This window comes from Streptomyces sp. NPDC002853 (assembly GCF_053591915.1).
On the sequence record NZ_JBSFUS010000008.1, the window covers coordinates 474148 to 488350 of the forward strand.

General features: G+C 69.7%; 14 protein-coding genes. 5 read left to right on the forward strand and 9 right to left on the reverse strand.

The features are described 5' to 3' along the window. The first annotated feature begins 32 nt into the window (after positions 1–32). From hisG to ACWD02_RS24295, 4 genes are all read left to right on the forward strand, one after another. Entirely contained in the window at positions 33–881 is an 849-nt protein-coding gene (hisG, locus tag ACWD02_RS24280) for an ATP phosphoribosyltransferase (protein ID WP_451214427.1), read from the forward strand. Between the two features lie 21 nt (positions 882–902). Continuing rightward, the gene (locus ACWD02_RS24285; protein WP_451214429.1) at positions 903–1349 is read left to right on the forward strand and encodes a PH domain-containing protein; all 447 of its coding nucleotides are present in this window, start codon (positions 903–905) and stop codon (positions 1347–1349) included. Between the two features lie 198 nt (positions 1350–1547). After that, on the forward strand, positions 1548–2909 hold the full coding sequence (locus ACWD02_RS24290; RefSeq protein ID WP_451214430.1) for a hemolysin family protein: 1362 nt from the start codon (positions 1548–1550) through the stop codon (positions 2907–2909). After that, positions 2906–3982 (forward strand): hemolysin family protein, encoded by a 1077-nt coding sequence (locus ACWD02_RS24295; RefSeq protein WP_451214432.1) that lies wholly within the window; start codon positions 2906–2908, stop codon positions 3980–3982. The genes ACWD02_RS24290 and ACWD02_RS24295 overlap by 4 nt, the downstream gene beginning before the upstream one ends. 25 nt (positions 3983–4007) lie before the next feature. On the opposite strand, the gene ACWD02_RS24300 is transcribed toward ACWD02_RS24295, so the two are convergent. Both ACWD02_RS24300 and ACWD02_RS24305 read right to left on the reverse strand, forming a co-directional pair. Continuing rightward, on the reverse strand, positions 4008–5879 hold the full coding sequence (locus ACWD02_RS24300) for an AAA family ATPase (RefSeq protein WP_451214434.1): 1872 nt from the start codon (positions 5877–5879) through the stop codon (positions 4008–4010). A 434-nt stretch (positions 5880–6313) separates the two neighbouring features. Continuing rightward, the gene (locus tag ACWD02_RS24305) at positions 6314–6958 is read right to left on the reverse strand and encodes a uridine kinase family protein (protein WP_451214436.1); all 645 of its coding nucleotides are present in this window, start codon (positions 6956–6958) and stop codon (positions 6314–6316) included. A gap of 205 nt (positions 6959–7163) precedes the next feature. On the opposite strand from ACWD02_RS24305, the gene ACWD02_RS24310 reads away from it, so the two are divergent. Then, a complete protein-coding gene (locus tag ACWD02_RS24310; RefSeq protein ID WP_451214438.1) occupies positions 7164–8528 on the forward strand; it encodes a peptidase C39 family protein in 1365 nt (454 codons plus the stop codon). 59 nt (positions 8529–8587) lie between these two features. Here the strand turns inward: ACWD02_RS24310 and ACWD02_RS24315 are convergent, their stop codons facing one another. The 7 genes from ACWD02_RS24315 to ACWD02_RS24345 form a co-directional block, all read right to left on the reverse strand. Beyond that, positions 8588–9229 carry a hypothetical protein gene (locus ACWD02_RS24315; protein ID WP_451214440.1) on the reverse strand — a complete coding sequence of 214 codons (642 nt, stop codon included), beginning with the start codon at positions 9227–9229 and terminating at the stop codon, positions 8588–8590. 42 nt (positions 9230–9271) lie between these two features. Further along, complete coding sequence (locus ACWD02_RS24320; RefSeq protein WP_451214442.1) at positions 9272–9904, reverse strand: hypothetical protein; 633 nt, start codon at positions 9902–9904, stop codon at positions 9272–9274. After that, positions 9891–10304: a hypothetical protein gene (locus ACWD02_RS24325; protein WP_451214444.1), complete on the reverse strand. Its 414-nt coding sequence runs from the start codon at positions 10302–10304 to the stop codon at positions 9891–9893. The genes ACWD02_RS24320 and ACWD02_RS24325 overlap by 14 nt, the downstream gene beginning before the upstream one ends. Positions 10305–10316: 12 nt before the next feature. Continuing rightward, positions 10317–11681, reverse strand: coding sequence for a hypothetical protein (locus tag ACWD02_RS24330; RefSeq protein WP_451214446.1), 1365 nt, complete (start codon positions 11679–11681; stop codon positions 10317–10319). After that, on the reverse strand, positions 11678–11998 hold the full coding sequence (locus tag ACWD02_RS24335) for a hypothetical protein (RefSeq protein WP_451214448.1): 321 nt from the start codon (positions 11996–11998) through the stop codon (positions 11678–11680). Before ACWD02_RS24335 ends, ACWD02_RS24330 begins: the two co-directional genes overlap by 4 nt. Before the next feature lie 168 nt (positions 11999–12166). Further along, the gene (locus tag ACWD02_RS24340; protein WP_451214450.1) at positions 12167–12367 is read right to left on the reverse strand and encodes a hypothetical protein; all 201 of its coding nucleotides are present in this window, start codon (positions 12365–12367) and stop codon (positions 12167–12169) included. A 122-nt stretch (positions 12368–12489) separates the two neighbouring features. Beyond that, entirely contained in the window at positions 12490–13971 is a 1482-nt protein-coding gene (locus tag ACWD02_RS24345; protein ID WP_451214452.1) for a M1 family metallopeptidase, read from the reverse strand. Positions 13972–14203: the final 232 nt, after the last annotated feature.

Below are 14203 nucleotides of genomic sequence, written 5' to 3' on the forward strand. Positions count from 1 at the left end.
AACTCTCCCGTCACGCAAAGGAATCCGACCTCATGCTGCGCATCGCCGTCCCCAACAAGGGTTCACTGTCCGGACCTGCGTCGGCGATGCTCCATGAGGCCGGATACCAGCAGCGCAAGGAGTCCAAGGAGCTCGTCCTCGTCGACCCCGAGAACGAGGTCGAGTTCTTCTACCTCCGGCCCAAGGACATCGCGATCTATGTCTCGGCCGGCAAGCTCGACATCGGCATCACCGGTCAGGACCTCCTAGTCGACTCGGGCGCGAACGCCGAGACGATCCTGCCGCTCGGCTTCGCACGCTCCACCTTCCGCTTCGCCGCCAAGCCGGGCACCGCGAGCACCATCGCGGACCTCGCGGGCAAGACGGTCGCCACCTCGTACGAGGGCATCGTCGCCAAGCACCTCGCGGACAGCGGGATCGACGCCTCCGTCGTCCACCTGGACGGCGCCGTCGAGACCGCCATCGAGCTGGGCGTCGCCCAGGTCATCGCGGACGTCGTGGAGACCGGCACCTCGCTGCGCAACGCGGGCCTCGAGGTGTTCGGCGAGCCGATCATGAAGTCCGAGGCGGTCGTCATCCGGCGCACCGGGGCGGACACCGAAGATCCCAAGGTGCAGCAGTTCCTGCGCCGCCTCCAGGGCGTCCTGGTCGCCCGGTCGTACGTGATGATGGACTACGACTGCCGTGCCGAGCACCTGGAGCAGGCCGTCGCCCTCACCCCGGGCCTCGAGTCGCCGACCATCTCGCCCCTGCACAACGAGGGCTGGGTCGCCGTCCGCTCCATGGTCCCGGCCAAGGAGGCGCAGCGGATCATGGACGACCTGTACGCCATCGGGGCGCGGGCCATCCTGACCACGGCCATCCACGCCTGCCGCCTCTGAACGGGCAGGAGAACCCGCCTCATGTCCGAGCTTCCCGCGCTCCCCGCCCTGCCCGTGACCTTCCGGCCGAGCCGGACCCGGGCCGTCCTGCTCACCGCGGGCGTCGCCATCCTGGTGGTCCTCACGGTGATTGCCCTGCTCATCCCGGGTCTCAGCCCGGGGGAGCGGCTCAGCTTCATCTTCACCGGCGTGCTGCTCCTCGGTGTCCTGATGCTCCTGAGCAGGCCCAAGGTCGTCGCCGACGAATCCGGCGTGACCGTCGTGAACATCGCCACCAGCAGGCGGCTTGCCTGGGCCGAGATCGTCCAGGTCAACCTGCGTCCCGGCGACCCGTGGGTGTTCCTCAACCTCAGCGACGGCACCAGCCTCCCCGCCCTGGGCATCCAGCCGGGCATCGCCAAGCAGCGGGCCATCGAGGACGCCCGCGCGCTGCGCGCCCTCGCCGACGCCCGCAGCCCGCAGGGCTGACGCTTCGGGCCGGGTCTTGATTAATCTGGTGGCGGGGCACGCATGGTGTGCCGCCCCGCCCCTGTCGGGCCCGCCCGGTCCACAGGGGCTCCTGCTACCCGAGGAGTGACTCCCTCCGGCGATGGACGGTTCGTCCTGTAGTACATGCGCCGCCCCCTCCCGGCATACCGGGACTGGACACACCAGGGAGGCGGCGGCATGACAACCTCCCTGCTGCTTCTCGGGGCGGCATTCCTGCTGATTCTCGCCAACGGCTTCTTCGTGGCCGCCGAGTTCGGGCTCGTCACCGTGGAGCGCCCGGACGCCGAGCAGGCCGCGGCCGAAGGTGACCGACGGGCCCGTACGGTCGTCGACGCCCTCAAGGAGCTGTCCTTTCAGCTCTCCGGCACCCAGCTCGGCATCACCATCACCTCGCTCGTGGTCGGCATGCTCGCCGAACCGGCCCTCGCGCATCTGCTCGCGGGCCCCTTCACGGCGACCGGCCTCCCCAAGGGCGCCGTACCGGGCGTCTCCGTGGTCGTCGGCATGCTCCTCGCGTCGGCCGTGCAGATGGTGATCGGCGAGCTCGTCCCGAAGAACTGGGCGGTCTCCAAGCCGCTCCAGGTCGCACGGTTCGTCGCGGGCCCGCAGCACGTGTTCTCGCGTGTCTTCCGACCCGTGATCTCCCTCCTGAACGCCACGGCCAACCGTCTTGTGCGGCTCTTCGGCGTCGAGCCCGCCGAAGAGCTGGCCTCCGCCCGCACCCCCGGTGAGCTGGTCTCGCTGGCCAGGCACTCGGCGCAGGCCGGCACCCTCGAACAGGACACGGCGGACCTGTTCGTCCGTACGCTCTCCCTGGGCGAGCTGACCGCGCAGCACGTCATGACCCCGCGCGTGAAGGTCAGCGCGCTGCAGACGTCGGCCACCGCCGAGGACGTGGTGAACCTGACCCGCGCCACCGGGCTCTCGCGCTTTCCCGTGTACCGCGAGCGGATCGACGAGGTCGTGGGCATGGTGCACCTCAAGGACGCCCTCGCGGTCCCGGCCCACGAACGCCTGCGGGCACCCGTCGGCCGCATCGCGCAGGCGCCTGTCCTGGTCCCGGAGACGCTGCCCGTGCAGCAGCTCCTGGAGCGGCTGCGCAGCCAGCAGCCCATCGCCGTCGTCGTCGACGAGTACGGCGGCACGGCAGGCGTGGTCACCCTGGAGGACATCGTCGAGGAGCTCGTCGGCGAGGTCCGCGACGAGCACGACCTGCTCGACCTGCCCGAGATCGCCGCGGCCCCTGCCGAGGACGGCCGCCCCGCCTGGGAGGCCGACGGCAGCTGCCGCGTCGACACGCTCCAGCGGATAGGACTCGACGTCCCCGAGGGACCGTACGAGACCGTGGCGGGGCTCGTCGCCGACCTGCTCGGCCGCATCCCCGCACCCGGCGACCGGGCCGAACTCCCGGGCTGGCGGCTCGCGGTGCGCCAGGTGGACCACTACCGCGCCGCGCGCGTACGGCTGGTACGGGTCCCGGAAAGCCCAGAGGCCACAGAGGCCGCGAAAGTCCTGAGCGTGGCGGAGGCCGCCCGATGAGCATGCTCCAACTCCTGTTCGCCCTCCTGCTCGTCCTCGCCAACGGCTTCTTCGTCGGGGCCGAGTTCGCGCTCGTGTCCGTGCGCCGCAGCCAGATCGAACCGCTGGCCGGCAAGCGGGCCCGCCAGGTCCTCTACGGCCTCGAACATCTGCCGCAGATGATGGCGGCCGCCCAGTTCGGCATCACCGTGTGCTCCCTGACGCTCGGCGCGGTCGCCGAGCCCACCGTGGCGCACCTCCTCGAGCCCGTCTTCGAGGCGGCGCACATCCCCGAAGGGGCGATCCACCCGCTCGGGTACGCCATCGCGCTCGCCGTGGTGGTCTTCCTGCACCTCGTCGTCGGCGAGATGGTCCCGAAGAACCTCGCGATGGCCGCCCCGGAGAAGACCGCGCTCTGGTTCAGCCCCGGCCTCGTCGCCTTCGCCCGCCTCTGCCGTCCGGTCACCGTGGCGCTCGGGGCGTGCGCGCGCGTCGTGCTCAAGCTCTTCGGGGTCGAGCCCAAGGACGAGGTCGAGGCCGTCTTCACCAGCGAGCAGCTCAACCGCCTCGTCGGTGACTCGGGCCAGGCGGGACTGCTCGACCCCGAGGAGCAGGAGCGCCTTGAGGACGCCCTGGAGCTGGGCTCGCGTCCGGTGACGGACGTCCTGCTCGACCGGGCGTCGCTGGTGACCGTGGGCGCGGGGGTCACCCCGGCGCAGGTCATCGAACTGACCGGGCGCACCGGCTACTCCCGCTTTCCGGTCTGCGCGGAGAACGGCGCCTTCATGGGCTACCTCCACGTGAAGGACGTACTCGATCTCACCGACGGCGCCGAGACGGACCGCGCGGTGCCGCAGCAGGTCTGGCGTCCGATGACGACGCTGCGCGCCGAGCTCCCCCTGGACGACGCCCTGACGGTGATGCGCCGGGCCGCGACGCACCTGGCGCAGGTCGCCGACGCGTCGGGCAAGGTGCTCGGCCTGGTCGCCCTGGAGGACGTCCTGGAGCTCCTGGTCGGCGAGGTCCGCGACCCGGCGCACCGGGTCACGGTGCCCCGCAAGCCGGAGGAGGCCCGGGACGGCGCCCTGGTGTGACCGGTGACAGGCCGGGGCGGGGGCCTCAGATCCCCGGCGGAGTCTGCGGCCCGCGCCCCGAGAGCACCTCGCCGTACGCCTGCATCAGGTCCGGGAGCCGGAGTGTCGACAAGTCGTCACGGCTCGGCTCGCCGGGGTAGCCGGAGAGCCGCAGGTCGCGGTAGGCGCAGCTCTTCTCGTAGAGCGTGCGCAGGAAGCGGCCGTTGCCCAGTTCGTCGATCCACGCCTGGTCGACCACGTGCCCGCTGATGGAGCGCAGCTCGTCCAGCGCCTCCTCGTCCCAGACGTCGCCGTTGTCGGCGGCCAGGACCTCACCGATGGAGGTGAGCTCCAGGGGGCGGTACGAGGGGAAGTCCACGCGGGTGGTGAAGCGGGACGAGAGCCCTGGGTTGGCGGCCAGGAGGCGGTCCATGCCCTCGGGATAGCCCGCGAGGATGACGACGAGGTGGTCGCGGTTGTCCTCGGCGCGCTTGAGCAGGACCTGGAGGGCCTCGTCGCCGTACGCGTCGCCCTTGCCGTAGCCCGTGTTGGAGAGCGAATACGCCTCGTCCACGAAGAGGACGCCGCCGATCGCCGAGTCGATCAGTTCGTTGGCCTTCACGGCGGTCTGGCCCAGATACTCGCCGACCAGGTCGGCGCGCTGCGCCTCCACCAGGTGGTCGCCGCCGAGCAGGCCGAGCGCGTAGAACGCCCGCCCGAGGATGCGGGCCACCGTGGTCTTGCCGGTGCCCGAGGGGCCTGAGAAGACGAAGTGTCGTTTCGGCGGCTGCACGGGCAGGCCCTGCGCGGCCCGCAGACGCGCCATGTTCAACTGCGCCGAGAGCGCCTTGACCTGCCGCTTGACCGGTTCGAGGCCGACCATTCCCTCCAGTTCGGCGAGCGCGGCCTCCAGGAGGGCGGGATCGGTGGGCCCCGGCGGCAGTTGCGGCAGTCCCGGCTGGATGGGGATCACCGCCTTCTCACGCACCGAGTCGGTCTCGGCGGGGCCGCCGGTGGGCGGCAGTTCGGGCTCGGTGACCTTCAGGTCACGGCCCTCCGTGCCGAAGAGCGGATCGATGCCGTCAGGGCCGTCCATCACGTCCTGCCCGAAGCCGGACAGCGCGATCGCCGCCAGGTCGGTGACCTCGTCGTACCCGTCGCCCTCGGAGATCGCCGCGAGCCGTGCGGAGGTGTCCATGAAGGAGGGGTCCACCCGGTGCACCGCGCGGTAGAGCGGCAGGGCCGCCGCCGAGCGGCCCGTGCCCTCGTGCGCGCGGGCCAGCCAGTAGCGCAGCTCCTTGCGCTGCGGCTGCTCGCTGCGGCACCGCATCAGGGCCGCGGAGAGCAGCGGGTCGGCCTGGCCGTACATCTCCAGGCGTACGCGGGCCATGCCTCCGAAGAGGCCGGCCTCGATGCCCAGCATCGCGTCGTCGATCAGCGAGTCCGTGTGCCGGACCAACTGCTCCCAGTCCTTGACCAGATAGGAGCGGCAGGCGTGCAGGAAGCGCACCTGCGGATCCGCGTCGACCGGCGGCAGACCCGCCAACGCCCGGTCGAGCTCCGGGACATGACGTCCGTCCAGCCAGTGCGAGGCGTGCGCGAGCAGCAGGTCACGCGTGCTCTCCAGGACGGGCTGCACCCACCAGCCCAGCCAGTACCAGGAGTTGAGCGTGCGCCCGTGCCGGGTGCGCTGTTCCCCGAACCTGTCCCTGTGCTGGAACATTCGGAGCAGTGCCGTCGTCGTGTCGATGCGCAGCGCGTGCAGTCCGAGCCAGCCGTCGGCCATCCCCGGATCCATTCGTACCGCCGCGCGGAACTCCTCCTCCGCCTGCGGATAGGCGCCCATCGTGTAGGCGTCGACGCCCCTCAGCCAGGCGAGGTCGGCCGGGGCGGGTGAGCCCACCACGTCGAAGTCCATCACGTCCCCCACAAACCGTGCCCCCGTTTGTGTACCGCCGGACCGGTGCCCGTCGGCAAACTTCGTTGAACCGCCGTGCTGCGGACGGACGTTGAACCGGCGCGCAGAGCAGCCGTCCGTAAGTCGCACCGAAAGGCATCGTACCTGCGGGGGAGCACTCGGCCGTAGGGTGCCGCAGCGCGGGATCAGGCAGGAGAAGGGAGGCCTCTTCGTCACCGAGGGTGAGCGAAAGGCGGCTCGCAGCGTCCGGAATGCGAGGATGGAGGGCAGAACGAAGCCCCCGATCACGGGGGAACAACCGGGGGCTTCGCGTCTGCGGGCGACCCCGAAAGGCCGCACATTCAGAACGTAAGTCCTGTAAGGGCCCTCGGTCAAGCCGAGTTGAGGCACTCATGGAAACTGGCGCGAAGTTCTGGGAGCGCTCTTAGCGAGGGTCAGCTGACCGCCTCTGGTCCCTCACTCTGTGTGACGATTTGGTTGTGCGCAGGCGTCTCATTCGGTCCCAGCAGCACCTCATATCCCTCGCGGCACTGTCGCACCAAAGACTGAGCGAAGGGGCGCGAAGGGTCTTCCGCGAAGTGCCGGCGCTCCGCGGGCTCCCACCCGTCCCAGAACTCGCTCTGGACCGACCCGTCCCGGCGGCGCCCCCTGCCCCAGGCCTCATCACGCGGCAGCTCCATCCACAGCAGCCACGCCAGGAACGGGCGCAGCGCACGGCGCCCCGCGCCGACCCCCTCGACAAGGACCACGGGCTCGGGCGCGAGGGTGCGGACCTCGGGACCGAAGCGGCGCGCGTGCCAGTCGTACGTCTCGTGGCGTGCCGTCTCGCCGCGCGAGAGCGGCAGGATCACCTGCCGCCGCAGCCGCTCCGTCCAGTCGAACAGCGCGTCGTGGCTCGCGATGTCGTCGAGGCGCAGGACGGGCGCACCGCCCAGGGCGTCGGCGAGGCGGTCGGCGAAGGTGGACTTGCCGGAGCCCGCGTGCCCGTCGACGGCGACGAGACGGACGGGGCCGCAGGAGGGCGGCAGGCGCAGCAGCTCCGCGGCGACACGTGACAGGGGAGTGGCGTGAGCGGTCATCGCCTGCAAGCGTACGGGTGCGGAATCGCGTACTCCGCGCGCCGTCCCAGCTCACGCCAGTGGTCGAGGCCAATATTGGCGGACGCGGTGGTGGTCGAAGCGCTGGCAGAAGTCGGCGTGAAGCAGCCATAGTTGGCCTACCGCCGTGCACCTGACCTGCCCCTTCCGGACCCGTCCGGAGCCCACGTCGACTGGGGGTCCCGCCATGGACCGAGCTGATGACATGTCCCGCAGAACCGTCCTCACCACGGCCGCGGCCGTGGCGGCACTGGCCGCCACCGCGAGCCCGGCACTCGCATCGGGCGGGTTGCGCCCCGCACCGCGCGCGAAGCGGCCCGTGAGCAACCGCTTCTGGGCCTCGCACGCCGACTGGAGCGCCGGTACCGCCGAAGGCACCCGGGCCGTCGCCGGAGCCCGCCCCGCCGTTCAGATCGCCGAGGCCGCGGGCCGCACCGAGTACGCCGATCCGCACACCGGCAGGACCGCCACCTGGGAGTACGCCCGGTGGACCTCGCCCGTGCACCGGCCCACCGTCCCCGCGACGGAGGTCGTCGCCTCCTGGAACGCCCGCACGCCCGCCGGGACGTGGCTCCAGGTCGAGCTGCAGGGGACGTACTCGGACAAGACGAAGACTCCCTGGTACGTCCTCGGCCGCTGGACCTCGGGCGACGACAAGGAGAAGGACATCCGTCGTACGTCGGTCGACGACCAGAGCGACGGGAAGTCGAGCATCTGGACGGACACCTTCGCCATCGACGACACGACGACGGGCCTGCGCCTCGTCTCGTACCGGCTGCGCCTGACCCTGTACCGCAAGCCGGACGCCACCGTGAGCCCCACCGTGTGGCGGCTCGGCGCGATGGCGTCCGCCGTCCCAGACCGCTTCACCGTCCCGGCGTCCAAGCCGGGGGTGACCAAGGAACTGAAGGTCCCGCGCTACTCGCAGGAGACCCACGTCGGCCAGTATCCGGAGTACGACAACGGCGGCGAGGCCTGGTGCAGCCCGACCTCCTCGCAGATGATCATAGAGTTCTGGGGCCGCAAGCCGACCGCAGACGACCTCGCCTGGGTCGACCCGTCCTTCGCCGACCCGCAGGTGTGCCACGCGGCTCGCCACACCTTCGACTACCAGTACGCGGGCTGCGGCAACTGGCCCTTCAACGCGGCCTACGCGTCGACGTACAAGGACATGCAGGGCGTCGTCACCCGCCTTGCCTCGCTCACCGAACTGGAGTCGCTGATCGCCGCGGGCATCCCGGCCATAACGTCACAGTCGTTCCTCAAGGAGGAGCTGACGGGCGCGGGTTACGGCACGGCGGGCCACCTCATGACGGTGATCGGCTTCACGTCGAAGGGCGACGTGATCGCCAACGACCCGGCATCGCCGAGCAATGAGGCGGTGCGCCGGGTCTACAAGCGTCGGGAGTGGGAGAACATCTGGCTCAGGACGAAGCGCTACAACGCCACCGGAAAGGTCGTCTCCGGCACGGGCGGCGTCTGCTACCTGTACTTCCCGGTGAAGCTCTCCGCCAAGCAGAAGGCGGCGCTGGCTGAGGTGGGCATTCACTGAGGCACTTGCTGTGGCAGCGAAAGGCCCCCTCTCCGCTCGGCGGGGAGGGGGCCTTCGTGTCACTGAGCAGTCCCGGGAAGCCGCAGCGTCCGCGCGAAGGTGTCCAAGGGTTCCATGACCGCGGCGATCACTTCCGGATCGTCGTGGTGCCCGCGCAGACAGACGTCGGGGAGGCCGGTCGGGGTGTGCCAGTAGTACGTCACCGAGGTCATCATGATGCTGCTGTCCGCGGGGTAGGAGCGGGTGACCCGCACCCCGTCCTCGCCCAGATACGGCGAGGCGAAGGCGATGCTGCCGGATCGCTGCTGCCACTCGGGGATGTCCGGATGCGGCACGGTGGGCGCGGTGAGCCCCTCACAGGACGCGGTGTCGGGAGCCTCGCAGTGGATGCGGGTCGCATGCATCACCAGCGGCATGGAGGTCAGCGGCACGGGGTGATAGATGAACGCCTCGTCGGCTTGAAGCTTGTCCCGGAGGGTCACCACGGTCTGCTCGTAAAAGCTCTTGTGGAATCGGCGGAGTTTGCGGGTGAGTTCGATGCCGTGGATGGTGGCCAGACCGGTCAAGTGCGGGTCCAGCCACTCCTTGAAGGTCCGCTTGTCGATCTGGAGGTGCAGATAGCCCCAGAGGTTGGGGTTGGCGTCCGTGTCGATGTGGAGCGGGGCGCCGAGGTCGGTGCTCCACAGGGTGCCTTCGGACATGAGCGGTCTCTTTCGTCGGGGGCGCGGACAGGACGGCAGCCTTCAGGCATGGCTCCAGCGGAAGGTGCCCATGACGGCGTCGAACAGCTCCACGAGGGTGTCGTGGAAGGCGGGGTCCGAGCCGGGCGCGATCAGGGCGCTGAAGGAGAACGTGAGGTACTGGTCGGGGGCGCTGTCCGGGACCGGCACGAAGTACTCGACCCGGCGGTGAGCGACGTCGACGCCCTGCGCGGGATCGGCGGGAACATCGCGCTCCGAGCGCAGCGCCGCGGTCTCGTCGAGCTCCCGCACCTCGGCTCCAGGGGTCTCGGAGGCGAGCGCCAGCAGGACCGCTTCCGGGCCGCTCTCGGGCCTGACCCTCGGGATCTCGATCGGTTCCGAGGCGACGATCGAGACGGGCAGCGTGACGCCGTGGAGCCGTTCGGTGGGGAGGTAGAGGGTCATGCCGCCCTTGGCGCTTGCCCGGCGTACGACCTTCTTCATCTCCTGGGTGAGCTTCAGCCGGGCCTTCGGGATGTCGTCCTTGGGGAAGCCGGCGGGCAGCTGCGAGATCGCCTTGCGGACGATGCGGTCCATCGCCTCCTCGGTACCCGTGTGCAGGGGGATCACGTCCCAGCCGGGCGGCGGCACCAGGTTGAAGCCGGTCGGGGCCCGGCGGTGCTCAGCGGTGGCCATGCGACTTCCGCCTCCCTTCCAGGGCGTAGGCGACACCGACGAAGAGCGCCCAGGCCGGGGCGGCGATCATGCCCGCCCAGAAACCGAAGAACAGCGAGGGCAGGAAGAAGCCGGCGCCCATCGCGAGATCACGGGTCAGGTAGGGCGGACGGCCCGCGTGGCGGGGGTACTTCACGAAGACCCACACGTAGTGCAGAAGGCATCCGACGATTCCGGCCTCGTAGATGTAGAGAACGGTGTGCATCAGGGACTTCGGCACCAGGATCATGATCCCCAGTACCGGCAGGAACAGGGGCATTCCGATGATCAGGGTCAGCCTGAGCCGCCGGTTGGGGCCGGTGCCGAGTCCGGTACGAGCGGCTTCGGCCTCGGCAATGCGTTGTGCCGAGTACAGGTCCATGGTCGTTCCTCGCTACCAGTGGGTGTCGGGGGCGGGCTTCAGGGTGTTGTCCTTCCAGTCCGAGTAGCCCGCGTTGTACGGCTTCTCGCCGGTTCCGAACTTCTCGTCCGTCACGCTGGTCAGGTCGCTCTTGCCCAGGGCCTTGTCCACGACGTCCATCCCCATGCCGCCCCAGGCGAGGCCGAGCCCCACCTGGTAGGACTTGTACGCCTTGTCCGCGGCTGCCCCCGCAGCGGCCGGGAAGGTGGCCTTGTTGGCCTGCAGCATCTTCGCCATGCCTGCCATCTCCTTGTCGCCGAGATGCAGCAGAGTCGAGAGCGGGCTGACCCTCAGCGGGCCCTTGGCCACCAGGCCGACGTTCTGGGAGATGGACTTGCGCATGGCGTTGCGGGCCCCGCCGATCGCCGTCCGGCCCGCTCCTTCCGGCAGCTTGGTCATCAGCCGCCCCATGTCGTCCAGGACGCCCTTGACGCCGCTGAGCCCCCTGCTCAGGCCTGCCGTCCGGGCGCCCTGAGCAGCGCCCACGGTGGCCTTGGCGCCGCTGGCGAGCTTCGCCGCGGCCCCGAGCCCGCCGACCACGAGCAGCCCACCCACGACGTCGAAGATGACATCGGTCCAGGTGGCGTCGCCGGATGCCACCAGGAGGAGTCTGAGTCCGATCGTGAGCGCCGCGATGCCCAAAATGATCAGATTCAGGCCAGGGATGAGCAGCGCCAAGAAGCCCAGTGCTGTCGCGATCCAGCCGAGAACATCGATGAAGGCCTTGATCATGTCCGCGTTGTCATGAACCCAGCCTTTGACGTTGTCCCACCACGAGTCCTCGATGACATCGTCGATCTCATCGTTGATCTTGCCCGCGTAGTCGCCGGCATCGCTGTCGCGGTTCCCGGTGACGGTGCCGAGGCGGGTCCTGTACGTCTGCAGCGGGTCTTGCTCAGTTCCGCTCGTCGACGAGTTCGGCTTCTTGTCCTCGTCGGCCTTCTCGGCCTTCTCGGCGTCCTTGGCCTTCTCCCGCTCGGCCTCCGCGTGCGCCTCCTTGGCCTCGCGCAGGATCCGGTCGGCGTCGCCCTGGTGATCCTCCAGCCTGTTCGCCCACTTGGTGAGGTGACCGTGCACCCGCTCGTATCGGGAGGCCACCTCCCGCATGTGCTTCTCCAGCGTGCCGGAGTCCTCGCGCAGGCGTTGGACGTACTTCCCCTTGAGCCTCTCCTCGTCCGAGATGGCCTTGAGGTTCTTCGCCTGCGTGCGCAGCTTCTCGGCGACCGACACCATGTGCCGGACCTCTGCCCGTATCTCCTCCGGGTCGCCGGGAACGGGGTCGGTCTCGCACAGCGGGTCCCAGTCGACGGGGCGGCGCTTCGATGCCGCGGTGGTCACTGGCCCTTCCCCTCGCCTTTGCCCCCGCCTTTGCCCTTGGTCTGCTTGGCGAGTTCGTCATCCAGGGCCTCGAACGACTTCTTCGTCTCCGCCACGAGCTTGCCCGTCGCTTCCAGGCCTTCGATGAGCCTGGTGCGGTAGTCGTCCCAGTTGTCGACGAAGTCCCCCATGGCGTCGGCGATGCTCCCGGCGCCCCAGTGCTTTTCCATGTCGTCACGACGGTTCTCGATGTCCTTGAACGTCGTGCGCAAATTGCCGAGTTGGCGTTCGCAACCGCTCAAGAACTCGTAGTCGACCGTCAAGTCCTTGTCGGACACGGCTCTCCCTCCCGTGGCCTGGCTGTTGTACGCGGCAGGCCACAGAGCACGTTCAGTTCATGACCTTGGGATCGTAGCCGACATAGCTGATCCGATGGTCGGCCATGGAGACGGCCCCTCCCATTCGTCCGGGAGGGGCCGTCGTGTGTCCATAGGTTTGCTGTCGGGCTACTTTGCCTCGGATGTGCCTCTGCGCATACGGGCCGCCTTCTCGTCGACCTCGTCCTGGGGTGTGCCCGCCTGGACGACGATCATCGCCTGGGTACCGTCCGGCAGCGTCGCCTCGCGCATCTCCGTGCCCAGCAGCGGCGGACGTTTCCGCTCTTGCGCGGCGTCCGCGGCGTCCGCGGCGTCCGGGTCGTTCGCCATGAGACCTCCCAGTTCGGCTGGAACCCCAACGTAGACCCGCTCACTCGCGGATTCCGTCGTACAGGCGGCCGGCGGCGTTCTTCACACGAACGCCGCCGCCAGACGAGAGACCCGGCCACCTCTCAGCCCTGGACCGGGTCCACCACCCAGTCGGGGTGCCCCGGCATGGGCGGTGTCTTCGAGCCGTACAGCCATGGCCGTAGGAAGCCCTCCAGGTCCTCGCCCGCGGCCTTCGACGCCAGGTCGATGAACTGCTGGGTGCTCGCGGTCTTTCCGCGGAAGCCGGTCACCCACGCTCGTTCGATCTTCTCGAAGGTTGCGGCACCGACCTGCTCGCGCAGGGCGTACAGGACCAGGGCCGAGCCGTCGTACCGCATGCGCTTGAAGAGGTTCGGTTCGGTCGGCTCCGCGGGGGCGCCGAAGTCGTGGCGCCACTGGTCGTGCGCGGCGTAGGCCGTCTTCATGGCGGTCTCGAAGCTGTCGCCGCCGTGCTCCTCGGAGTACATCCGCTCGTAGAAGCGGGCGTGCCCCTCGCTCACCCACAGGTCGGACCAGCTCTTCAGGGCGACACTGTCGCCGAACCACTGGTGGGTCAGCTCGTGCACCATGTTCCGCTCGGCGTCGACCTTGGTGCCCAGGAGGTCAGCCTTGGGGATGAGCGAGAGCGTCTGGGTCTCCAGGGCGACGGCCAGGTCCGTGTCGCCGACCAGGAGGCCGTAGCGGTTGAAGGGGTAGGGGCCGAGCTTCTCCTGGAGCCAGGTGAGGTGGTCCGGGGTGAGCCCCCGGTACGCGGCCGTCGGTTCGACCAGGGCGTCCGGGACGACGTCCCGCAGCGGCAGGCCGCCGGGACCCTTGCCGTCGATCAGCTTGAACTTGCCGACCGCCAGCTGCACCAGCTGGGTGGAGAGCGGCTGTTCGGAGTCGTACGTCCAGCGCACCCGGTCACCGGGGCGTTCCGTGCGGTTCACCAGCTTGCCGTTGGCGACGGCCGTCAGGTCCTTCGGCGTGGTGATGCGGAAGGTGATCGGCGCCCGCTGGCTGGGGTGGTCGTTCGCCGGGAAGATCAGCCGGGCCCCGTTCGGCTGCGGATAGACCACCGTGCCGTCGGCGGTGGGTATCCAGCCGTAGTCCTCGATGGCGTCGTCGCGGTGGCGCGTCTGCGTAGGGTCGGCGGTGTACGTGACCTTGGCGGTGAACGTACGGCCCTTGGCGATCGGGGACTTGGGCGTGACCGTCAGCTCGTCCCCGGCGCGGGACGTGCGCGCGGAGGAACCGTCGACCCGCACGCCGTGCAGGGTGTTGCCCCCGAAGTCCAGGTTGAAGCGGGACAGCGACTGCGTGGCGGTGGCCTTGATCGTCGCCGTCGCCTCGAATGGGGTCCTCGGCGCCTGCCAGTCGAAGTCCAGGGTGTAGCGGTCGACCCGGTATCCGCCGTTTCCGTCCAGCGGGAACATCGGGTCGCCCAGGCCGGGCGCGCCGGGCGAGGGCGTCCCGGATGCGGACGGCGCGGCCTGTGACGCATAGCCGGTGAGGGCCGCCGTCACGGTGACGGCGGCCGCGAGGGCGAGCCGAGCTCCGCGGCGGTGCGTCCGGTGCGTGCTCATTCGGAAACCTCTCGGTCGGAAGGTTGCGCGGACGAGCGGTGGGGGGTGCGCCTGGGGGTGTGCCCCACCACGTGTAGTGAGACGCACGCCCGGCCGCCCGAGTTGTACGGGATACGACGCATGAGTGACCAAGCTCTCGCCCGAGGAGGCCGGATCCGATGGCAAGGTGGACGGGTCAGTGGGGGGAGTCCGCTGCCGGACGTCGCGTCGAGAGGCGTGACGCATACGTATC